Raw genomic sequence first — 20671 nt, forward strand, 5'->3', positions numbered from 1 at the left:
TACTTAGGTTGAAAAGCTTTGCTGCGGTCGTGGCGGAATTGGTAGACGCACCAGATTTAGGTTCTGGCGCCGAGAGGTGTGAGAGTTCAAGTCTCTCCGACCGCACCATTATTTCTTAATGTGTTAATTCGTTTAACGCCATTAAGATCGTGTGATTGACACTGAAACAATCCTGTTGGGCTATCGCCAAGCGGTAAGGCACTGGCTTTTGATGCCAGCATTCCCTGGTTCGAATCCAGGTAGCCCAGCCATTACAACGTTATTGAGATTCTCCAATGTCTTCTTAACTATATATTCTTCTCTAATTCTTTACTTAGGTTGAAAAGCTTTGCTGCGGTCGTGGCGGAATTGGTAGACGCACCAGATTTAGGTTCTGGCGCCGAGAGGTGTGAGAGTTCAAGTCTCTCCGACCGCACCATTATCAAGAAAGTTTGTCATTTGACGGACTTTTTTTCGTTTTAACCCCAGTTATTTTTTCGTTTTAAACCCCAGTGACTCTGAACGAACAAGCTTTAGATTAACGCTTTGTCATCCCTCACATAATCGCTCGCCTCCACTACTTTTTACATCAAACTTCCCTCACTCTGGTGATTCATCATCACAAACAAAGAAGTTATATGTCGAAGTCAACCATCCCACTAACCGTTGGGCAATATACTGAAGGCGTTCAGCCTGGGTTTAGCCAGATCATGATGAATCTAGAGGCGGATAAACCAAATACCGTACTGCGTGTTTCTAACGTCGATAATCCATCTTATATTGCTCAATCTCCCCTCGGCTTCTACGCTATTTCAGAAAGGAGTCACAAAGATAATGCCGCCTTGTATTTCTTCGATAACGCGATGACTGAGCAAGCGATCACGTTACTCCAAGGCGATTACCCTTGTCATGTGTCTTTGTCCGAATGCCATCAATTCCTTGGTGTTTCACATTATGGTTCCGGCAGTTTTGACATATTTAGTCTGACCTCAACTGGGCATATAGCGCATCAGTTAGCATCGCTTCACAGCACAGGGAAAGGCCAGCATCCGACTCGACAGCAGGACCCACATGGTCATCAGCTGATGTTTGTTCCTCGCTCTAATTCACTGGTCACCGTCGACCTAGGGATCGATGAACTCAATTTTTACCACTATGCTTCAAATAATATTATTCACCAGCAACGTCTCTCACTTCCTTCAGGAAGTGGGCCAAGGCACCTGGTATTTACCCAAGACGGTTTGTTTGGCTTTGTATTGTGTGAATTAGATGAGACGCTGTGTGTGATTGAAAGAAAGGGTCGAGGGGAATGGCGGGTAATTCATTCACAACAAGGCTTCCCTGAACACGAATGCAAGGAAGCGGCTGGCGCGATCAAACTGTCACCAGATGAACGCTATGTCTACATTACTGGGCGTGGTCAGTCCGTGATCAGTTGGTTTGATATCACGAGCCGATCTGCCCCTAGCTATCAAGGTTACGTGGCTAGTAATGGGGTATTCCCAAGGGATATCGGCATCACTCAAAATGGCTTATATCTCATTGCCGCCAACCAACACTCCAATAACCTTGCCTTCTTCTCTTTAGATAAAAAGACAGGTCAGCCCACACTGATGCCAGAGACCCTGGCACTAGCAAACCCGGTTTGTGTACTCATTGGACACTCTTAATAACGTTGTAATGACGAGGATACCCCGACTTAACAGCGCATTTTACTTAAGTCCCATCGCATAACGAAGGACCTGTGTTTTAATCGGCCCCGAGTGCTCGGCAAGTTTAAGTAGGGCATTACGGGCAAACTGCAGCGGCGAAAGCGTATTACTAAAGCCCTTATAAAAGACATCCATACCCGTTTGCATCAACAAGTTATCTGGACGTCGATGTAACTCATACTTACTAAGAACTTTAGAACTTAAAGCCTGCCCCTCTGATAACCGTATGAGCGCTTCGACATCTTTGAAGCCAAGGTTAACGCCTTGGCCTGCTAGTGGATTGATAGTATGGGCAGAATCACCAACCAAAACGCAACCGTGCTTAGCGTATTGCTGTGCATGACGGCGTGTTAATGGAAATGAACCATGAGCCAAAACCTCTATCTCTCCGAGCTCTGCAGGGTAGCAACGCTGGATTTCAAGCTTTAACTGCTTAGGTGTCATCGCCTTGAGCTGTTTAATTCTTCTTGGAGAGTCATACCACACTAGTGAGCCTTGGTGGCCACAAAGCGGTAGAAACGAGCGAGGCCCAGAAGGTGTAAACCACTGCCAAGTGATATCTTGTTGCGGCAGCGTCGTTTCTACGTTGATGAGCATACACTCTTGACGATAATCCCATGCAGTAATGCCAATACCTGCCGCTTGTCGCACTTTCGAATTCGCTCCATCGGCCCCCACAACAAACGAGGTCTCAAGTTGCCTACCCGATTCAAGTAACAGTGTATTGAGCTCTCCATTATACGATATCGAATCTAAGCCATCAGAATCAATAACGTTCAAGTTGCTATACTGAGCGAATTGAGACCACAGCCCCAGCTGAATCAATCGATTTTCGACAATGTAGCCAAGTCGTTCAAGCCCTAGTGACTCGGCATGAAAACGAAGCCGACACTCTTCTGCTTCCCAAGTTTCCAGTCGAGAATATGAACAGGTCCGCATGGCGGCAATCTCATCCCAAGCGCCGAGTTGCGTGAGTAGATCCACGGAATGTTGAGAAATAGCCGATACCCTGAGATCCATGGGTTGGGCAGCGTCGAAGGCCTTAGGCTCGAATTTTTCAACTAAAGCCACCGAACGCCCCTGCTTTGCAAAACCAATTGCAACGGCTGCGCCAACCATTCCACCACCAACGACAACGATTTCAAACTGTTCCATTATTCACTACTACCCTGAATTCTACGTATTTTTATTGTACGGTTCGTACCATCAAAGGGCGAGTAATTTTCACTAAATTTCCTTACATATGCAGAGGCTATTTTTGTCATGCATCATTGATGACATAAGCGCTCAAAGAGTTTTCTTGCTACTACTAGTCAGGCGGTTTTTAAAGCAGTACAATACGCCGCTTACCGCCGATATGGCGGCTATAATTTAAACAATAGTTCTACCAAATTTAAATAACTGACGAGCGATAGTGATGAGTAAGAAACTGCTAATTAAAACCTGGGGTTGCCAGATGAACGAATACGATTCATCAAAAATGGCCGACCTGCTTAATGCTGCAAACGGCTATGAGCTGACAGATGTGCCTGAGGAAGCAGACGTCTTACTTTTGAATACCTGTTCAATCCGCGAAAAGGCACAAGAAAAGGTATTCCATCAACTCGGTCGTTGGAAAACACTTAAAGACAAAAAAGAAGGTGTCGTGATTGGTGTTGGTGGTTGTGTCGCAACCCAAGAAGGCGATCACATCCGTAAACGTGCTCCGTTTGTTGACGTAATTTTTGGTCCACAAACCCTTCACCGTCTACCAGAAATGATTCGTCGCTCTCAAAGCGATGAAGCGCCAGTAATGGACATCTCTTTCCCAGAGATTGAAAAGTTCGACAACCTTCCAGAGCCACGCGCTGAAGGCGCAACAGCCTTCGTTTCCATTATGGAAGGTTGTTCAAAGTACTGTACGTACTGCGTCGTACCGTATACACGTGGTGAAGAAGTTAGCCGCCCAATGGATGACGTGCTTTTTGAAATCGCACAACTTGCTGAGCAAGGGGTTCGTGAAGTCAACCTTCTAGGTCAGAACGTCAATGCGTTCCGTGGTCCAATGCACGATGGTGATATTTGTTCATTTGCTGATTTATTGCGTCTTGTCGCTTCCATTGATGGTATCGACCGTATTCGCTTTACGACCAGTCACCCATTAGAATTTACCGACGATATCATCGCGGTGTATGAAGATACGCCAGAGCTAGTCAGCTTCCTTCACCTCCCGGTCCAAAGTGGCTCAGATCGTGTATTGACCATGATGAAACGTCCTCATACTGCCATCGAATATAAATCGATTATTCGTAAGTTGAGAAAAGCGCGCCCAGGTATTCAAATTAGTTCTGATTTCATCGTTGGCTTCCCAGGTGAAAGCGACAAAGATTTCCAAGACACAATGAAGCTGATCAAAGACGTTGATTTTGATATGAGCTTTAGCTTTGTTTTCTCACCACGCCCAGGGACACCTGCAGCAGATTATCCTTGTGATCTTTCTGAGCAAACCAAAAAAGATCGCCTGGCTGAGCTTCAACAAACGGTGAATTCACAAGCTATGCGTTACTCTCGTCTAATGCTAGACACTGAGCAACGAATCTTGGTTGAAGGCCCTTCTAAGAAAAACCTAATGGAGCTTCGCGGTCGTACAGAGAATAGCCGAGTGGTTAACTTTGAAGGCAGCGCAGATTTAATTGGTCAGTTTGTTGACGTGAAGATCGTTGATGTCTTCGCAAACTCTCTTCGAGGCGAGTTACTCCGTACTGAAAAAGATATCGATCTTCGTGTTGTGACGTCTCCAACAGAAATGATGGAAAAAACTCGTCGCGAAGATGAGTTAGGTGTGGCAACCTTTACGCCTTAACTCCTAATGAGGAGCCCGGTCTCAATCGGGCTCTATACATCGCCCAAAGGGCATATGTGAGGCCACATTGAGCAATAAAATAGTTACCTTAGAGATTAACCTAGAGCCCTCTGATAACCGCCGCCTTTCTAGTCTATGCGGTCCTTTCGATGACAATATCAAGCATTTAGAACGCCGTTTGGGCGTAGAAATCAATCATCGCAGCAACTTTTTCACCATTGTGGGTAAACCACATACCACTGCAGCTGCGTTAGATATCATCAAATCATTATATGTTGATACTGCGCCAGTTCGTGGTCAGTTCCCTGATATTGAACCTGACCAAATTCACCTAGCGGTGAAAGAATCCGGTGTCCTTGAGCAAACCGCTGAATCTGAGTTGGCTCACGGTAAAGAAGTATTTATTCGCACTAAGAAAGGCATTATTAAGCCTCGTACGCCTAACCAAGGGCAATATCTCGTCAATATGGTGACGCATGATATCAGCTTTGGTATTGGCCCGGCAGGTACGGGTAAAACCTACCTTGCGGTTGCTGCCGCCGTTGATGCACTCGAGCGTCAAGAAATCCGTCGTATTTTGCTTACTCGCCCTGCTGTTGAGGCAGGCGAAAAACTCGGCTTCTTACCCGGTGATTTAAGCCAAAAGGTCGACCCATACTTGCGCCCACTCTATGATGCATTGTTTGAAATGCTGGGCTTTGAGCGTGTCGAAAAGCTCATTGAGCGTAACGTCATTGAGGTCGCACCTTTAGCCTACATGCGCGGACGTACCCTCAACGACGCCTTCATCATTCTAGATGAAAGCCAAAATACAACCGTTGAACAAATGAAAATGTTCCTCACGCGTATTGGATTTAACTCTCGCGCCGTCATTACTGGTGATGTCACTCAAATAGATTTGCCTCGTGGCGCTAAATCGGGTCTACGCCACGCCGTCGAAGTACTAAGTGATGTTGACGAGATCAGTTTCAATTTCTTCCAAGCTGATGATGTGGTTCGACACCCAGTGGTGGCTCGCATCGTTAATGCCTATGAAAAGTGGGAATCTGAAGACCAAAAAGCTCGTAAAGAAATTGAGCGTCGTCGTCGCGAAGAATATGATGCAGTTAAGGCCAATAACAGCGCCGCAAATAATGGCACAACCAATACAACGCCATCGGCAGGTGAATAATGAGCATTGAACTTGATCTACAGCTAGCGGTCGAATCTGAAGAAGGGTTACCATCGCAAGCCGATATTCAGCACTGGCTAGACAAAACAATCACTCCATTTCAAAAAGACGCTGAACTCACAGTGAGAATTGTGGATGAGGAAGAAAGTCACCAGTTGAATCACGACTATCGTGGCAAAGACAAATCAACTAATGTGCTGTCTTTTCCGTTTGAAGCACCGCCAGGAATCGAGATTAGTTTGCTCGGTGATCTGGTTATTTGTCGCCAAGTTGTCGAAAAAGAAGCAAAAGAGCAGTCAAAAAGCCAAACTGCACACTGGGCACATATGGTTGTACACGGCAGCCTTCATCTGCTAGGTTATGATCATATTGACGATAATGAAGCCGACGAAATGGAAGCTTTAGAAACCGAAATCATGCTAGATATGGGATTTGAAGACCCTTATATAGCAGAGAAACAATAGAGGCATCTCCGCCTCTTCTTATGTGCGCTATCACACGTCTGATAGCATTCTGAATTGAGAAATCATGAACGAAGAGTCTTCTCCCTCTCACCCCGAGGGAAACAGCAAAAAATCTGAAGGTCCGAGTAGAAAGTCCTTCTTTGAGCGCCTAGGTCAAATATTTCAAGGTGAACCAAAAGATCGCCAAGAATTAGTCGATGTCATCCGTGACTCTGAGATTAACGACCTAATTGACCATGACACACGCGATATGCTCGAGGGTGTCATGGAAATTTCCGAAATGCGAGTGCGTGATATCATGCTACCTCGCTCACAAATGGTCACTATCGAACGTTCTGATGACTTCGATAAATTGATTGGACTAATGACTGATGCACAGCATTCTCGCTACCCAGTCATTAGCGAAGACAAAGACCATGTGGAAGGTATTCTCTTAGCTAAGGACCTACTCCGCTATTTGGGCTCCAATAGTGCCCCTTTTGACATTGAAGAAGTCATTCGCCCTGCCGTCGTCGTGCCAGAAAGTAAACGGGTTGACCGCTTGCTTAAGGAGTTCCGAGAGGAACGCTATCACATGGCGATCGTTGTCGACGAATTCGGTGGTGTTTCAGGTCTTGTGACCATTGAAGACATCCTAGAAGAAATTGTCGGCGAAATCGAAGATGAGTTTGATGACGATGATGAACTCGATATCAGAAAGCTCAGCAAACATACGTTTGCCGTCAAAGCACTGACAACAATCGAAGAGTTTAATGACACCTTTGGTTCTACCTTCAGTGATGAAGAAGTCGATACCGTCGGTGGATTAATCATGACAGCGTTCGGTCACCTACCTGTAAGAGGGGAAGTGGTTGAGATAGAAAACTATAGCTTTAAAGTGACTGCCGCTGATAATCGTCGCGTCGTACAAGTTCAAGTGACCATTCCCGATCTTGAGGTTACACCCAGTGCTGAAGAATAACAGCACGATGTTCACCGGTTAAGTGAGACCATCATTAAATGAAGAATAATCTTCGCCTATTGCGGCCCATTGGGGCCGCTTTTGTTGGCGCCAGCACTACCCTAGCCTTCGCTCCGTATCAGTGGTGGCCGCTTGCATTATTAAGCCCACTTGCTCTGTTATTGCTTATCCAAGGACAAACCGCACGTAAGGCACTTTTCATTGGTTACGCTTGGGGCCTTGGCCAGTTTGCAACCGGCATTAGCTGGGTACACGTCAGCATTGACAGTTTTGGGGGAATGCCCAAGATTGCTAGTGTGTTCCTGATGTCCTTGCTTGTCGGTTATCTATCCGTTTATTCCGCACTGTTTGCATGGTCGCTAAATCGCTTCTTTGTCAAAGACAACCGAACTCGCTACCTATTGGCAGCACCGGCATTGTGGCTCATCTTTGATTGGGCTCGTGGCTGGGTAATGACAGGTTTCCCTTGGCTTTGGCTGGGGTACAGCCAGATTGACTCTCCCCTTGCGAGCTTTGCACCAATGGGCGGTGTTGAGCTCATTACCTTTGCGATCCTGCTCACCGCGGGTAGTCTTGCCTATGCCATTTATAATAAATACTGGCAGATCGCGCTGATTCCTTTGGTCATCTTTTCTGTTGGGTTTGGACTACGTCACTACGAGTGGGTCACCCCTGATGATTCGCGTACTAAAACCGTAGCTCTGATCCAGGGTAATGTTGACCAAGCGTTAAAATGGCTGCCAAGCCAGCGCTGGCCAACCATCATGAAGTACACGGATTTGAGCCGAGAAAACTGGGATGCTGATATTATCATTTGGCCAGAAGCGGCCATTCCAGCCATGGAGTTTGAGTTGCCGTCATTTCTAAGTAACTTAGATTCTGCTGCGAAAATGAACGATTCGGCGATCATTACAGGTGTCATTAATAAGACAGAGACGGACAGTTACTTCAATAGCATCCTTGTCGTCGGTCAAACCCCTTATGGGGATTATGAACTGGATATGGATGAACGCTTTCACAAACACCACCTCCTACCGTTTGGTGAGTTTGTCCCGCTTGAAGATATCCTTCGCCCTATTGCACCTTTCTTTAATTTACCCATGTCTTCATTCAGTCGTGGGGCATATGTTCAACCTAATATCGTCGCCAACGGTGCGCACATGGCAGCGGCACTGTGCTACGAGATTATATTTAATGAACAAGTACGCCAAAACGTGACACCAGAAACCGACTATCTTCTCACTCTCTCTAACGATGCGTGGTTCGGTCACTCAATCGGACCATTACAGCATATGGAAATAGCGCGTATGCGAGCGTTAGAGTTAGGTATTCCGCTCATCCGTTCAACAAATAATGGCGTGACGGCAGTAACGGACTATATGGGTAAGGTTACCGCTCAGATCCCACAATTTGAGACCGCCGTTTTACGCACAGAAGTCACACCAACAAACGGTACAACCTGGTATCGAGAAGCCGGCACATGGCCGCTTTACTTTTGGGTGCTTGCGAGCCTAAGCACAGCCTTTTTCTTGCGTAGAAAGTAGCGTAATTAAGCACAAAATCCACGAACCAACCACGAGTTCGCCTTGGATTTTGTGCTTTTTTTAAGTCTATGAGCCTCATCAATACACACCTCCCATACTTTCCTCCATAATATATAACTATTTAATTCTTCTCCCCCAACGAACAAAATCATATTCTTAGCATGTAATCGCTGACCGATACGGTTAACTGAATGAAGGAACATATAATGAGCAAGATCTACGAAGACAACTCACTCACCATTGGTAACACACCTTTGGTTCGCCTCAATAAAGTAAGTAACGGCAACGTACTGGTAAAAATTGAAGCACGTAACCCGAGTTTCAGTGTTAAGTGTCGTATCGGCGCCAACATGATTTGGGAAGCAGAGAAAGCAGGCAAACTTAAAGCAGGTGTTGAGCTTGTTGAACCAACCAGTGGTAACACCGGTATCGCATTGGCATTTGTAGCAGCGGCACGTGGGTACAAACTCACACTCACTATGCCTGAATCTATGAGTCTAGAACGTCGCAAGCTATTAAAAGCACTTGGCGCAAATCTAGAACTAACCGAAGCAGCGAAGGGCATGAAAGGCGCCATCGCTAAAGCCGAAGAGATTGTGGCTTCAAATCCAGAAAAATATCTGCTTCTACAGCAGTTTAACAACCCTGCAAACCCTGCCATTCATGAAAAGACAACAGGGCCAGAAATCTGGGATGCGACTGACGGTGAAATTGATGTGTTTGTCGCGGGTGTCGGCACCGGTGGTACGCTAACGGGAACCAGTCGTTATATCAAAGGCGAAAAAGGCAAAGCCATCATATCGGTTGCTGTTGAGCCAGCTGAATCACCAGTCATCACTCAAGTGCTTGCTGGCGAAGAAATCAAACCTGCACCGCACAAAATCCAGGGGATTGGTGCTGGGTTTATCCCCGAAAACCTTGATTTAGAGCTTATTGACCGCGTGGAACTTGTAACATCTGATGAAGCGATTGCAATGACTCGCCGCCTAATGGAAGAAGAAGGTATCCTTGCCGGAATCTCATCAGGAGCAGCAGTTGTAGCGGCCAACAAACTATCTGAACTACCTGAATTTAAAGGAAAAACTATCGTGACCGTGCTACCAAGTTCGGGCGAGCGTTACCTAAGCTCTGCATTGTTTGCAGGCATATTCACAGATAAAGAGATTCAGCAATAATCTGTTGCTAAATCAAATTTTGCTGTAAAAAAGCCCCTTTATGGGGCTTTTTTGTTGAATCTCTGTCAGCCTTTGGTAATATCAGGATAGTTTTATTTTAAGCTTAAAAATAAATAGGCTATAAACGGATAGTCGTAGGAGATGTAGACAGCGAAGACTGCAATCATGTCCTACAATTCAAGACCAATGCAGTTCTTATTTAGTCATCTATTTAGTCCTATATCAGAACCGAATAAATGGCGCTAAGCTCGCTTTAGTCAAGAAAACAAACATAAAATAAATCAATTGGGGTATTAACAATGTACGAGAAGCAAGTAGAAATCACAGCAGAAAACGGCCTTCACACTCGTCCTGCAGCGCAGTTCGTTAAAGAAGCAAAATCTTTTGACGCCGACATCACTGTGACTTCTAACGGTAAAAGCGCTAGCGCAAAAAGCCTATTCAAGCTACAGACTCTAGGTCTAGTTAAAGGTACTAACGTAACTATCTCTGCTGAAGGCCCACAGGCTCAACAAGCAGTAGATCACCTAGTTGCTCTAATGGACGAGCTTCACTAAGCTGCACTCTTCTAAAGCCATTTTGTTTTAAGCAAAGTGGCTTTATTGGATTTAGCGCGCACTTTCAGCTACACATTAGTGATAGCAAAGTAAGTCACCCTTTCTTTATACATTTGACCACATTAAGGTAAAGCTATGATTTCAGGCATCCTAGCATCTCCTGGTATTGCGATCGGTAAAGCATTACTACTTCAAGAAGACGAAATTGTTCTTAACAAAGCAACCATCTCTGATGACCAAGTTGAAGCAGAAGTTCAGCGTTTCTTTGACGCTCGTAACAAATCATCAGCTCAGCTAGAAATTGTTAAGCAGAAGGCACTAGAGACATTTGGTGAAGAAAAAGAAGCCATCTTCGAAGGCCACATCATGCTTCTTGAAGACGAAGAGCTCGAAGAAGAGATCTTAGCGCTCATCAAGAAAGACAAAATGTCTGCGGACCACGCAATCTACACCGTAATCGAAGAGCAAGCGTGTGCACTTGAATCTTTAGATGATGAATATCTAAAAGAGCGCGCAACGGATATCCGTGATATCGGTACTCGCTTTGTTAAAAATGCGCTTGGCATTAATATCGTGTCACTTAGCGACATCAATGAGCAAGTGCTTCTTGTCGCTTACGATCTAACGCCTTCTGAGACAGCGCAAATCAACCTAGATTATGTCCTTGGTTTTGCCTGTGACATCGGTGGCCGTACTTCGCACACCTCTATCATGGCTCGTTCACTTGAACTTCCGGCTATCGTTGGTACTAACGATATCACGAAACAAGTCAAGAACGGCGACATGCTGATTCTCGATGCGATGAACAACAAGATCATCATCAATCCTTCTGAAGCAGAACTTGCTGAAGCAAAACAAGTCCGTGAGTCGTTCCTTGCTGAAAAAGAGGAACTTGCAAAACTTAAAGACCTACCAGCTGAAACTCTAGACGGACACCGTGTAGAAGTTTGTGGCAACATCGGTACCGTAAAAGACTGTGACGGTATCAACCGTAACGGCGGTGAAGGTGTTGGTCTGTATCGTACTGAATTCCTATTCATGGACCGCGATTCTCTTCCTACAGAAGAAGTACAATACCAAGCGTATAAAGAAGTTGCTGAAGCGATGAATGGCCACTCAATCATTATCCGTACTATGGATATTGGTGGCGATAAAGACCTTCCGTACATGGATCTTCCAAAAGAAATGAATCCATTCCTTGGCTGGCGCGCAGTGCGTATCAGCTTGGATCGTCGTGAAATCCTTCGTGACCAGGTTCGTGGTATCCTGCGTGCTTCTGCACACGGTACGCTTCGCATCATGTTCCCGATGATTATTTCTGTTGAAGAAATTCGTGAGCTGAAAAAAGCAATCGAAGAATATAAAGCAGAACTTCGTGCTGAAAACATTGCGTTTGATGAAGATATTGAAATCGGTGTCATGGTTGAAACACCAGCTGCGGCAGCGATTGCTCACCACCTTGCTAAAGAAGTTTCATTCTTTAGTATTGGTACTAACGACTTAACTCAGTATACTCTAGCAGTAGACCGTGGTAACGAGCTAATTTCTCACCTATACAACCCACTATCACCAGCGGTATTAACCGTAATTAAACAGGTGATCGACGCTTCTCATAAAGAAGGTAAGTGGACGGGTATGTGTGGCGAGCTTGCTGGCGACGAACGCGCGACGCTACTTCTACTAGGCATGGGCCTAGATGAGTTTAGTATGAGCGGTATTTCTATTCCTAAGGTTAAGAAAGTTATCCGTAACGCTAACTTCGCAGAAGTAAAAGCTATGGCGGACGAAGCGCTAGAAATGGCGACTGCTGCAGAAATTGAAGCGCACGTCGAAAAATTTATCGCAGAAAAGACAAACTGCTAATATAATTGAGCAGAATAAAATCAAACCTTTAGGAGCACAACATGGGTCTCTTTGACAAACTGAAGAAGCTAGTATCTGACGACAGCGCTGACGCTGGTGCAATCGAAATCATCGCACCACTATCTGGTGAGATCGTAAACATCGAAGACGTGCCAGATGTCGTTTTTGCTGAGAAAATTGTTGGTGACGGTATCGCTATCAAACCAGCTGGTGACAAAATGGTCGCTCCTGTAAACGGTACTATCGGTAAGATCTTCGAAACGAACCACGCGTTCTCTATCGAATCTGACGATGGCATTGAGCTATTCGTACACTTCGGTATCGACACTGTTGAACTGAAAGGTGAAGGCTTCAAGCGTATCGCTGAAGAAGGCCAATCAGTGAAAGCTGGTGACACGGTTATCGAATTCGATCTAGCTCTTCTTGAAGAAAAAGCTAAATCAACGTTGACTCCAGTTGTTATCTCTAACATGGACGAAATCAAAGAGCTGAACAAGCTTTCTGGTTCTGTTACTGTTGGTGAAACACCAGTACTACGCGTAACTAAGTAATTATTTAGATACGTCGAAAAAAACGCAGCCAATGGCTGCGTTTTTTTATGTCTGTCATTTAGCTGGCTGACTTAATTACTTAATTACTTAATTACTTAATTACTTAATTACTTAATTACAGTTTAATCGAACAAATCGTCTCGCCGTCAAATGTCTTAACACTCATGGTTTCGTCTTCAAGCCAACCAAAACTCGCCGCATACCCGTCACGTGGAAAGGTAATGGAACCCGGATTAAAGATCACTTGTTCTTCGTCCCAGTCGGCAACTGGGATATGGGTATGACCATGCACAATCACGTCACCTTTTTTTAGCTTGGGACGCTTGGCTGCATTATAAAGATGACCATGAGTTAAAAACAATCGCTGCCCCGAAGGCAGTATTACCCACGCGTAATCGGCCATCATTGGAAAATCAAGCAGCATTTGATCGACTTCGCTGTCACAGTTACCACGGACGGCAATAATGTCAGACGCATGGGCGTTGAGCAATTCAGCCACTTTAGGGGGATGGTAGCTATCAGGTACAGGGTTTCTCGGGCCATGATTTAACACATCGCCCAGAATCACAAGATTGGCCGCACCAGACTTTTGATACGCTTCGAGCACTCGCTGCGTAGCCTCTACGCTACCATGTAGATCTGAGGCAAAAAATAATTTCATGGGTCTATCTCCAACACATTTTATGTGGCTATTGTAACCCACTTTTCATGCTATTCGTCACGCGCCATACCATTCACGACAATATTATTGTAACTGACCATGCCTATAATCTTACCCGCTTCAATGACAGGCGCACGACTGATACCAAATCGTTCAAACAAGCGTGCACAATATTTCACGTTCATATTAGGGTCCACAGACAACGCCGGCTTCGTCATTATCTCGTAAATATTAGTGCGGTGCGATGAGCGGTTTTGGGCTAGCACTTTTTTTGCAATATCATTCATAAGTACAATGCCATATTCATCATCATCATGCCGCTTGTTCACGACAAGCGCTTTTACTTGGTGCTCTTTTGCCAATACGATGCCTTCATGAACCGTTTTTAATCCATCAACCATCACATAAGTATTTGCCATCACATCCCGAACGCAGATTTTCTGTTGTCCACTCATAGTTCATCCTCGACTACTTTCGTTAGCGTTTCTACCTGATGGGCAACCCCCACCGCATCCTCAATATCAATTTGAATCGCGATGCCCTGCCCTGAGGTTTGATCAAATTCTCCTACTTCACTGATGGTTTCCAAGATATGTCGACACAAATGCTCTTCAACCACAAATAATAAAACATCTTTTTGAACCTCAAGCGTCAGTCCGAAGAAGGTTTGCTTCTTATTCAGTCCCTCCCCTCTGGCGTTATTAATCACCGTTGCTCCTGTCGCGCCCGCCTCTCTGGCGGCGTCTAATACCCCATCTGTTTTACTGTCTTCGACAAAAGCGAGAATTAACTTAAAGCGCATTTTCTTTCTCCTTTGAGGTTGCACGAGACGCCACCCCACGTTGATTTAACCAATGGGTTATTTGGGCATAGGCCATGACTGAGATAATGGGGAATAAACTGGCAAAAGCGATCAACCCAAAGCCATCAATCATCGGGTTTCTCCCTGGAACCGTTGACGCTAACCCCAACCCTAACGCAGTCACTAAAGGCACAGTAACCGTTGAGGTGGTGACTCCCCCTGAATCATAAGCTAAAGGTACAATCATCTTAGGGGCGTAAAAGGTTTGTATCACGACTAAGATGTACCCTGCGATAATGTAGTAATGAATAGGATCCCCCACCACGATTCGATAGCTCCCTAACGAAATACCGATAGCCACGCCGAGCGCCACCGAAATTCTCAATCCATTCACAGAAATTGAACCACCTGAAACCTGATTAGCCTTAATCGCGACAGCTAACAAAGACGGCTCGGCAATAGTGGTGCTGAAGCCGATACAAAACGCAAATAGGTAGACCCAGTAGTAATCAAACCATTGCAATGAGCCGCCAATAGACAGTTTGACTTCGTTAAGGAATGTCGTATCCGTTAACTGCATCGCCATGGTTTCCCCCAGCGGAAATAGCGCTTTTTCAAGACCAATGAGAAAAAGGCTAAGCCCTACGATGACATAAACAAAACCCGCAGCGACTCGAATTGGATGAGCAATCGGCTTTCGCAATACCGCAAACTGGAAACCAAAGATAATCACCATGATGGGGGTGACATCTCTTATGGTCGACAATAGAGTCATTAAAAATTCGGTGATGAAATTCATGACAATACCATCCCGTAGACCATGACAAACATCATGGGAAGTAATGATGCAAACGCAATCAAACCAAAGCCATCAAGCATCGGATTACGGCCTTTGATTGTACTTGCTAGACCGACGCCTAACGCCGTTACCAGTGGCACAGTAATCGTTGACGTAGTGACCCCTCCTGAGTCATATGCCACACCAATAATGTATTCAGGAGCAAACCAGGTAAGTACCACCACTCCCACATAACCACCAATGATAAGCCAGTGTATTGGCCAGCCTTTTAAAATCCTGATCACACCAAGAACAATCGCCAACCCTACAGAAAAGGCCACTGACAGTCTCAAGCCGTTGGCATAGTCTTGCATCGCTTCTTCTGTCATCGCAATCATCCCCCCTTCAGCGGCCACCTCGGCGGCTTCAGCAGAGACAGCCGTCAAAGCAGGCTCTGCTATGGTCGTGCCAAACCCTAAACAAAATGCAAACGCAACGAGCCAGAACACACTTCCTTTTCTCGCAAACGCTTGAGCCATTGATTCCCCGATAGGAAAAAGTCCCATCTCTAAACCAAACACAAAAAAAGTGAGTCCGAGGACAACAAGTAGCAGGCCAAAAAGAATAGATAGGACATTAGGAAGTGGTTCTTGTAAAACCACGAGCTGAAAAAAAAGCACAACAAGAACAATCGGCAACAGATCTTTAAGGCTGTTGAACATGGCATAGATGAGAGCTTTTAATCCTTGCACTCAGTTCTCCTTGTTTTCTTGTTATAAGATTAGAATGGCAAAGAAAAATGTAAGAAGATGTGACTAAACTGGCATCACGACAATCTGCATACAATTACTCATTGATGTGTGATCTCTCACAACAGAAAGGAATGTCATTTCAGTTAGTCAATTGCTTCGTTTCATTGCTATATTTAATTAAATGACTAGATCGTTCATAGATAACAAGTGGTTAAGAAATGATGGGGAAGCTCGAATGAATTTGCTATTGACTGGCGGCACCGGATTTATCGGTAAAGAGTTACTCAAACACCTGACAACGCATACGGTCACTGTTATCACTCGCAATACAGAAGCGGCAAAATTAGCGCTTCATCACACTGATATAGGGAATATCACCTATCTAGATACACTCGATGGCTTTGATGACCTCAATACTTTTGATGGGGTCATTAATCTCGCGGGTGAACCGATAGCAGATAAACGCTGGAGCGCCGCTCAAAAGCAACGTATCTGCGACAGTCGCTGGAAAATAACAGAGCGAATAGTCACACTGATTCATGCTAGCACTAAGCCACCGAGTGTCGTTATCAGTGGCTCGGCTGTCGGTTATTATGGGGATCAACAAGCTCACCCTTTTGATGAAAGTCTGCAGGTTCATCAAGATTCTTTCAGCCACAACGTTTGCGAAAAGTGGGAAGAGATTGCATTGCGTGCAAAGTCAGAACGAACTCGCGTATGCCTGTTAAGAACCGGCGTTGTCCTGGGAGAAAATGGCGGAGCACTTGGCAAGATGTTATTGCCGTATAAATTAGGGCTAGGTGGTCCTATCGGCGATGGAAAACAGTATCTGCCATGGATACACATTTTGGATATGGTTAGGGGCATTGTCTATCTGCTAGACACCCCACACGCTCAAGGCCCTTACAATTTTTGCTCACCACATGCCGTTCCTAATGCGGTGTTTAGCAAAGCATTAGCACAGACACTAAAACGGCCGCACATTTTGATGACACCGAAGTGGGTGCTCAAGCTCGCCATGGGGGAGTCGTCTTGCCTTTTGTTTGATAGTGTACGAGCAAAACCAACAAAGCTCACCGAGATTGGCTTCAATTTTTCGTTTCCACATATTGAGCCGGCATTAAAAAATATTCTTATGAATAGCCGATAACCCTTGTCTCTGCCCTCACGTTATCGTTATGGTGAACACACGTAAGGACTAACGTATTATCAATTAAATGAAAAAGGCAATATTAATAACAGGATGCTCTACTGGCATTGGCTATACAGCGGCTCACGAACTTCATAAGCGTGGCTATCATGTCATCGCTTCTTGTCGCGCATCATCAGATGTTAAACGCCTTCAAAACGAAGGGCTTACCTGCATTCAATTGGATCTCGCTAATCCCAAAAGTATCCGACTCGGTGCCCAAAAGGCTTTAGCACTATGTGAAGGACGACTGTATGGCCTCTTTAACAATGGTGCTTATGGGCAACCTGGGGCGTTAGAAGACTTACCCACCGATGGGCTGCGTGAACAGTTCGAAGCCAACTTTTTTGGTTGGCATGAATTAGTGAGACTCGTCTTGCCAGCCATGCGCCAGCATAACGAAGGCCGGATTATTCAAAACAGCTCTGTGCTAGGTTTTGCCGCCATGAGATATCGTGGTGCTTATAACGCTTCCAAGTTTGCTATCGAAGGGTGGACGGATACCCTTCGCTTAGAGCTGCATCCGTCAAACATTCGTATTGCTTTGATAGAGCCTGGCCCTATTGAGACTCAATTTAGAACCAATGCCAAAGTCGCCTTTCTCAAATGGATCAATATCGAAAAAAGCGTTCATAAACTTGAGTACCAGCAACAGCTTCAGCGCTTATCTGACACAACATCCAACAACCAATTTGTGTTACCACCAGAAGCTTGCGTTGCACCTCTCATTCATGCACTTGAGTCTGCAACCCCCAAACTTCGCTACCGAGTCACCACACCAACAAAGATCTTCGCCCTATTAAAAAGAACACTTCCAGGCAAGTGGCTTGATCCTATCTTGCGAAAAGCTGCATAGAAATCGTTCATTTGTAATTTTAATGTCACAAAGCATCGATATATTACTCAATATAGTCTGATTACCGTACACCACGTTACGATGACTATCCTATAGGATCAATTAAGATCCAATAGCTCGCAGCAATTAATCTGGATATAACAATATGACGTTAAATCAGCTTAACTGGCTCGCTGTGGGTATGACACTTGCTTATTTTGTCTGGTTTTAAACACCCTTAGCTGCCAAACCATTGAACTCCACAAACACCGCACGAATAGTGCGGTGTTTTGGTTTCTGCTCGTCACGGCTAAATTGCATGATGACCTTGAATTTATCCCCTTTCATACCAATCTTGCTTATAGAATTAACGTGAAAACAAACAAGGATTATTTGATGCAAGCACCGTACATTGTTGACCTGAACGAGCAAAACTTCCGCCAAGTGCTAGAAGGCTCAATGACCACGCCGGTACTCATTCATTTTTGGGCGCCGATGAGTGAAGAAAGCGTGCAAATGATTCCATCATTGAAAGCGTTAACCGAGCAATACAATGGGGCTTACACGCTGGCGTTATTAAACTGTGAAGAGCAGCAAGCCATTGCGGGCCAATTTGGTGTACAAGCCCTACCGACGATTGCATTATTTGTTAATGGTCAGCCTGTCGACGGACTCGGTGGCCCTCAGCCTCTTGAAGCCATCACCGCAATGCTCACTAAGCATCTCCCAAGCCAAGATGAATTAACGGCGCAAAAGGCATTGGAGCTAACTCAGCAAGGTGAACATGAAGAAGCACTGACACTGTTTGCTACCTTGTCAGAAGACTTTCAAAACAAAGGTGAGATTAAACTTGCCCGCGCCAACAGTTTGTTAGAAACCAATCAGTTTGACTTAGCCGAAACCATGCTCAATAGTATTCCACTCGAATACAAAGACAATTACTACAAAACCTTAGTCTCCAAACTAGAGCTGCATAAACAAGCAGCGGATAGCCCAGAGATCCAATCGCTTGAAGCTGCGCTTGAGACAACACCTGACGATCTAAAGGTTGTCGTAGAGCTTGCACTTGCGTATCACCAAGTCAGCCGTGATGAAGAAGCCTTAGAGCTCCTGTGGAGTCACGTTCGAGCCGATCTCAATGCGCTGGATGGTGAACTGAAAAAAACCTTTATGGATATTTTGTCTGCATTAGGCCAAGGCAACCCTATTGCGGGTCAATACCGCCGACAGCTGTACTCACTGCTGTACTAATCACGTCCCTGCCTGTTAAAGCGAACAGGGAGGATTGACCTCCCTGTTTATTAAACGTCTGATATTATTTACAATTACATCTAATCGCTAGATACACTCCAATACACTATTCTATTTGCGCTGGCTGCTATACTGATCCAGAATGGATTAAATTTCATACAAGGAGTGCTGTCATGGCGATTGACGCAATGATTACAATTGGTGGTTTTATTCTGGTCGCGATCGTATTTTTGGTCGCAGGTGTCAAAACGGTTTCCCAAGGTGATAACTGGACCGTAGAGCGGTTTGGGCGCTACACCCACACCTTAAAGCCAGGCCTAAACCTCATTATCCCGTTCGTAGACTCCATCGGTAATAAGGTCAACATGATGGAACGCGTGTTGGACATTCCTCCACAAGAGGTCATCAGTAAAGACAACGCTAACGTGGTCATTGATGCGGTTTGTTTTGTCCAAGTTATTGATGCACCTAAGGCCGCTTATGAGATAACCGATCTCGAGCATGCCATCCGTAACCTCACCCTGACGAATATGCGTACGGTTCTTGGCTCGATGGAGCTTGATGAAATGCTCAGCCAGCGCGACTCTATTAATACCAAGTTACTGGCTATTGTTGATGACGCAACAAACTCATGGGGCGTCAAAGTCACTCGTATTGAAATTCGTGATGTACAGCCACCAGCCGATCTTACCGCTGCAATGAATGCCCAGATGAAAGCAGAACGTAATAAACGCGCCGAAGTACTTGAGGCTGAAGGGGTAAGACAAGCTCAAATTTTAAGAGCCGAAGGCCACAAGCAGTCTGATATTTTGAAAGCTGAAGGTGAAAAGCAATCCGCTATACTTCAAGCAGAAGCGCGAGAAAGAGCAGCAGAAGCGGAAGCTAAAGCGACGGAGATGGTTTCAAACGCGATTGCGCAAGGTGATATGCAGGCAATTAATTACTTTATTGCCCAAGGCTACACCGATGCGATCAAATCAATCGGTCAAGCTGAGAATGGTAAAATCATTATGTTACCGCTTGAAGCCACTGGCTTGATGGGCTCGGTTGCTGGCATCGCTGAAATGTTTAATCAATCAAAAGCCGATAACAAGGATAACGCGTGATTGAATTACTAAACCAAGTTAACTACTGGCACTGGCTCGCTTTCGGGCTCTTGTTGCTGTGTGGTGAGCTACTTGGCACTGCTGGATACCTATTGTGGCTTGGCATTTCTGCCATGCTCGTTGGTATCCTTGTCGCCTTCTTACCGATCAGTTGGCAACTCCAATGGGTGAGCTTTGGTGTCTTTTCTCTGGTGCTCACTTGGTTGTGGTGGCGTAAGCAACATAAAACCGATCGTCATTCAGACAACAGCCGAGACCTTAATCAAAAAGACAAACAATTGATTGGTCAAACCGCAGTATTAGATCAAGATATTGCCAAAGGGAAGTGCCGAATTAGACTCGGAGATACCTCTTGGAGCGCATACAGTGACGAACCTATCGCCTCAGGGTCATTGGTGCGCGTCATTGATGTTGATGGCATCACATTATTAATTGAAAAAGCCGAATAGCCCTACCGTCAAATAAATAATGGCAGCAA

21 protein-coding genes and 3 tRNA genes are annotated in these 20671 nt (G+C 45.3%); 18 read left to right on the forward strand and 6 right to left on the reverse strand.

Annotated features, from left to right (window positions below):
- Window positions 1–23 precede the first annotated feature (23 nt).
- The 4 genes from ACE1OE_RS22950 (at window position 24) to ACE1OE_RS22965 (ending at window position 1649) form a co-directional block, all read left to right on the forward strand.
- Window positions 24–108: transfer RNA gene (locus ACE1OE_RS22950), tRNA-Leu, on the forward strand.
- 68 nt (window positions 109–176) lie between these two features.
- Window positions 177–251: transfer RNA gene (locus ACE1OE_RS22955), tRNA-Gln, on the forward strand.
- Between the two features lie 82 nt (window positions 252–333).
- Window positions 334–418: transfer RNA gene (locus ACE1OE_RS22960), tRNA-Leu, on the forward strand.
- Window positions 419–617: 199 nt separating this feature from the next.
- Entirely contained in the window at window positions 618–1649 is a 1032-nt protein-coding gene (locus ACE1OE_RS22965) for a lactonase family protein (RefSeq protein WP_449212377.1), read from the forward strand.
- A gap of 42 nt (window positions 1650–1691) precedes the next feature.
- Here ACE1OE_RS22965 and ACE1OE_RS22970 read toward each other — a convergent pair whose 3' ends face one another.
- Window positions 1692–2846 carry a 2-octaprenyl-3-methyl-6-methoxy-1,4-benzoquinol hydroxylase gene (locus tag ACE1OE_RS22970; protein ID WP_102470824.1) on the reverse strand — a complete coding sequence of 385 codons (1155 nt, stop codon included), beginning with the start codon at window positions 2844–2846 and terminating at the stop codon, window positions 1692–1694.
- A 262-nt stretch (window positions 2847–3108) separates the two neighbouring features.
- Between ACE1OE_RS22970 and miaB the strand changes: the two genes are divergently transcribed.
- The 9 genes from miaB (at window position 3109) to crr (ending at window position 12819) form a co-directional block, all read left to right on the forward strand.
- Window positions 3109–4533, forward strand: a complete 1425-nt coding sequence (miaB, locus tag ACE1OE_RS22975; protein WP_102532339.1) for a tRNA (N6-isopentenyl adenosine(37)-C2)-methylthiotransferase MiaB — start codon at window positions 3109–3111, stop codon at window positions 4531–4533.
- Between the two features lie 67 nt (window positions 4534–4600).
- A complete protein-coding gene (locus ACE1OE_RS22980; RefSeq protein WP_241903171.1) occupies window positions 4601–5704 on the forward strand; it encodes a PhoH family protein in 1104 nt (367 codons plus the stop codon).
- A complete protein-coding gene (gene ybeY / locus ACE1OE_RS22985) occupies window positions 5704–6168 on the forward strand; it encodes an rRNA maturation RNase YbeY (RefSeq protein WP_372061845.1) in 465 nt (154 codons plus the stop codon). The genes ACE1OE_RS22980 and ybeY overlap by 1 nt, the downstream gene beginning before the upstream one ends.
- Window positions 6169–6232: 64 nt before the next feature.
- On the forward strand, window positions 6233–7129 hold the full coding sequence (gene corC, locus ACE1OE_RS22990; RefSeq protein ID WP_102470821.1) for a CNNM family magnesium/cobalt transport protein CorC: 897 nt from the start codon (window positions 6233–6235) through the stop codon (window positions 7127–7129).
- 38 nt (window positions 7130–7167) lie between these two features.
- A complete protein-coding gene (gene lnt / locus ACE1OE_RS22995; RefSeq protein WP_449212378.1) occupies window positions 7168–8673 on the forward strand; it encodes an apolipoprotein N-acyltransferase in 1506 nt (501 codons plus the stop codon).
- Window positions 8674–8879: 206 nt separating this feature from the next.
- A complete protein-coding gene (cysK, locus tag ACE1OE_RS23000) occupies window positions 8880–9848 on the forward strand; it encodes a cysteine synthase A (RefSeq protein ID WP_102470819.1) in 969 nt (322 codons plus the stop codon).
- 299 nt (window positions 9849–10147) lie between these two features.
- Complete coding sequence (locus ACE1OE_RS23005; RefSeq protein WP_102470818.1) at window positions 10148–10405, forward strand: HPr family phosphocarrier protein; 258 nt, start codon at window positions 10148–10150, stop codon at window positions 10403–10405.
- A gap of 135 nt (window positions 10406–10540) precedes the next feature.
- On the forward strand, window positions 10541–12268 hold the full coding sequence (gene ptsI / locus ACE1OE_RS23010) for a phosphoenolpyruvate-protein phosphotransferase PtsI (protein WP_449212379.1): 1728 nt from the start codon (window positions 10541–10543) through the stop codon (window positions 12266–12268).
- A gap of 41 nt (window positions 12269–12309) precedes the next feature.
- The gene (crr, locus tag ACE1OE_RS23015) at window positions 12310–12819 is read left to right on the forward strand and encodes a PTS glucose transporter subunit IIA (RefSeq protein WP_102470816.1); all 510 of its coding nucleotides are present in this window, start codon (window positions 12310–12312) and stop codon (window positions 12817–12819) included.
- Window positions 12820–12934: 115 nt separating this feature from the next.
- Here the strand turns inward: crr and yfcE are convergent, their stop codons facing one another.
- Genes yfcE through ACE1OE_RS23040 form a run of 5 tightly spaced genes read right to left on the reverse strand, consistent with a single transcriptional unit; the run spans window position 12935 to window position 15782 of the window.
- Window positions 12935–13480 carry a phosphodiesterase gene (gene yfcE / locus ACE1OE_RS23020; protein ID WP_449212380.1) on the reverse strand — a complete coding sequence of 182 codons (546 nt, stop codon included), beginning with the start codon at window positions 13478–13480 and terminating at the stop codon, window positions 12935–12937.
- Between the two features lie 50 nt (window positions 13481–13530).
- Entirely contained in the window at window positions 13531–13935 is a 405-nt protein-coding gene (locus ACE1OE_RS23025; RefSeq protein WP_102470814.1) for a CBS domain-containing protein, read from the reverse strand.
- Window positions 13932–14282, reverse strand: coding sequence for a P-II family nitrogen regulator (locus ACE1OE_RS23030; RefSeq protein WP_102470813.1), 351 nt, complete (start codon window positions 14280–14282; stop codon window positions 13932–13934). The genes ACE1OE_RS23025 and ACE1OE_RS23030 overlap by 4 nt, the downstream gene beginning before the upstream one ends.
- Window positions 14272–15081 carry a DUF1538 domain-containing protein gene (locus tag ACE1OE_RS23035; RefSeq protein WP_102470812.1) on the reverse strand — a complete coding sequence of 270 codons (810 nt, stop codon included), beginning with the start codon at window positions 15079–15081 and terminating at the stop codon, window positions 14272–14274. The genes ACE1OE_RS23030 and ACE1OE_RS23035 overlap by 11 nt, the downstream gene beginning before the upstream one ends.
- Window positions 15078–15782: a DUF1538 family protein gene (locus tag ACE1OE_RS23040; RefSeq protein ID WP_372061847.1), complete on the reverse strand. Its 705-nt coding sequence runs from the start codon at window positions 15780–15782 to the stop codon at window positions 15078–15080. Before ACE1OE_RS23040 ends, ACE1OE_RS23035 begins: the two co-directional genes overlap by 4 nt.
- 265 nt (window positions 15783–16047) lie before the next feature.
- Between ACE1OE_RS23040 and ACE1OE_RS23045 the strand changes: the two genes are divergently transcribed.
- From ACE1OE_RS23045 to ACE1OE_RS23065, 5 genes are all read left to right on the forward strand, one after another.
- Window positions 16048–16962 (forward strand): TIGR01777 family oxidoreductase, encoded by a 915-nt coding sequence (locus tag ACE1OE_RS23045; RefSeq protein ID WP_449212381.1) that lies wholly within the window; start codon window positions 16048–16050, stop codon window positions 16960–16962.
- A gap of 67 nt (window positions 16963–17029) precedes the next feature.
- The gene (locus tag ACE1OE_RS23050) at window positions 17030–17857 is read left to right on the forward strand and encodes an SDR family oxidoreductase (RefSeq protein WP_449212382.1); all 828 of its coding nucleotides are present in this window, start codon (window positions 17030–17032) and stop codon (window positions 17855–17857) included.
- A gap of 375 nt (window positions 17858–18232) precedes the next feature.
- Entirely contained in the window at window positions 18233–19087 is an 855-nt protein-coding gene (locus ACE1OE_RS23055; RefSeq protein WP_449212392.1) for a tetratricopeptide repeat protein, read from the forward strand.
- A gap of 173 nt (window positions 19088–19260) precedes the next feature.
- Window positions 19261–20193, forward strand: coding sequence for an SPFH domain-containing protein (locus tag ACE1OE_RS23060; protein WP_449212383.1), 933 nt, complete (start codon window positions 19261–19263; stop codon window positions 20191–20193).
- Window positions 20190–20642 carry an NfeD family protein gene (locus tag ACE1OE_RS23065; protein WP_102470806.1) on the forward strand — a complete coding sequence of 151 codons (453 nt, stop codon included), beginning with the start codon at window positions 20190–20192 and terminating at the stop codon, window positions 20640–20642. Before ACE1OE_RS23060 ends, ACE1OE_RS23065 begins: the two co-directional genes overlap by 4 nt.
- Window positions 20643–20671: the final 29 nt, after the last annotated feature.

It is taken from the genome of Vibrio sp. E150_011, assembly GCF_053544015.1.

Bases quoted from the DNA above. Each gene is read 5' to 3' on its own strand.
- ACE1OE_RS22965 (WP_449212377.1), top strand. From the start codon at position 618: ATGTCGAAGTCAACCATCCCACTAACCGTTGGGCAATATACTGAAGGC.
- ACE1OE_RS22970 (WP_102470824.1), bottom strand. From the start codon at position 2,846: ATGGAACAGTTTGAAATCGTTGTCGTTGGTGGTGGAATGGTTGGCGCA.
- miaB (WP_102532339.1), top strand. From the start codon at position 3,109: ATGAGTAAGAAACTGCTAATTAAAACCTGGGGTTGCCAGATGAACGAA.
- ybeY (WP_372061845.1), top strand. From the start codon at position 5,704: ATGAGCATTGAACTTGATCTACAGCTAGCGGTCGAATCTGAAGAAGGG.
- corC (WP_102470821.1), top strand. From the start codon at position 6,233: ATGAACGAAGAGTCTTCTCCCTCTCACCCCGAGGGAAACAGCAAAAAA.
- lnt (WP_449212378.1), top strand. From the start codon at position 7,168: ATGAAGAATAATCTTCGCCTATTGCGGCCCATTGGGGCCGCTTTTGTT.
- cysK (WP_102470819.1), top strand. From the start codon at position 8,880: ATGAGCAAGATCTACGAAGACAACTCACTCACCATTGGTAACACACCT.
- ACE1OE_RS23005 (WP_102470818.1), top strand. From the start codon at position 10,148: ATGTACGAGAAGCAAGTAGAAATCACAGCAGAAAACGGCCTTCACACT.
- ptsI (WP_449212379.1), top strand. From the start codon at position 10,541: ATGATTTCAGGCATCCTAGCATCTCCTGGTATTGCGATCGGTAAAGCA.
- crr (WP_102470816.1), top strand. From the start codon at position 12,310: ATGGGTCTCTTTGACAAACTGAAGAAGCTAGTATCTGACGACAGCGCT.
- yfcE (WP_449212380.1), bottom strand. From the start codon at position 13,480: ATGAAATTATTTTTTGCCTCAGATCTACATGGTAGCGTAGAGGCTACG.
- ACE1OE_RS23025 (WP_102470814.1), bottom strand. From the start codon at position 13,935: ATGAGTGGACAACAGAAAATCTGCGTTCGGGATGTGATGGCAAATACT.
- ACE1OE_RS23030 (WP_102470813.1), bottom strand. From the start codon at position 14,282: ATGCGCTTTAAGTTAATTCTCGCTTTTGTCGAAGACAGTAAAACAGAT.
- ACE1OE_RS23035 (WP_102470812.1), bottom strand. From the start codon at position 15,081: ATGAATTTCATCACCGAATTTTTAATGACTCTATTGTCGACCATAAGA.
- ACE1OE_RS23040 (WP_372061847.1), bottom strand. From the start codon at position 15,782: ATGTTCAACAGCCTTAAAGATCTGTTGCCGATTGTTCTTGTTGTGCTT.
- ACE1OE_RS23045 (WP_449212381.1), top strand. From the start codon at position 16,048: ATGAATTTGCTATTGACTGGCGGCACCGGATTTATCGGTAAAGAGTTA.
- ACE1OE_RS23050 (WP_449212382.1), top strand. From the start codon at position 17,030: ATGAAAAAGGCAATATTAATAACAGGATGCTCTACTGGCATTGGCTAT.
- ACE1OE_RS23055 (WP_449212392.1), top strand. From the start codon at position 18,233: ATGCAAGCACCGTACATTGTTGACCTGAACGAGCAAAACTTCCGCCAA.
- ACE1OE_RS23060 (WP_449212383.1), top strand. From the start codon at position 19,261: ATGGCGATTGACGCAATGATTACAATTGGTGGTTTTATTCTGGTCGCG.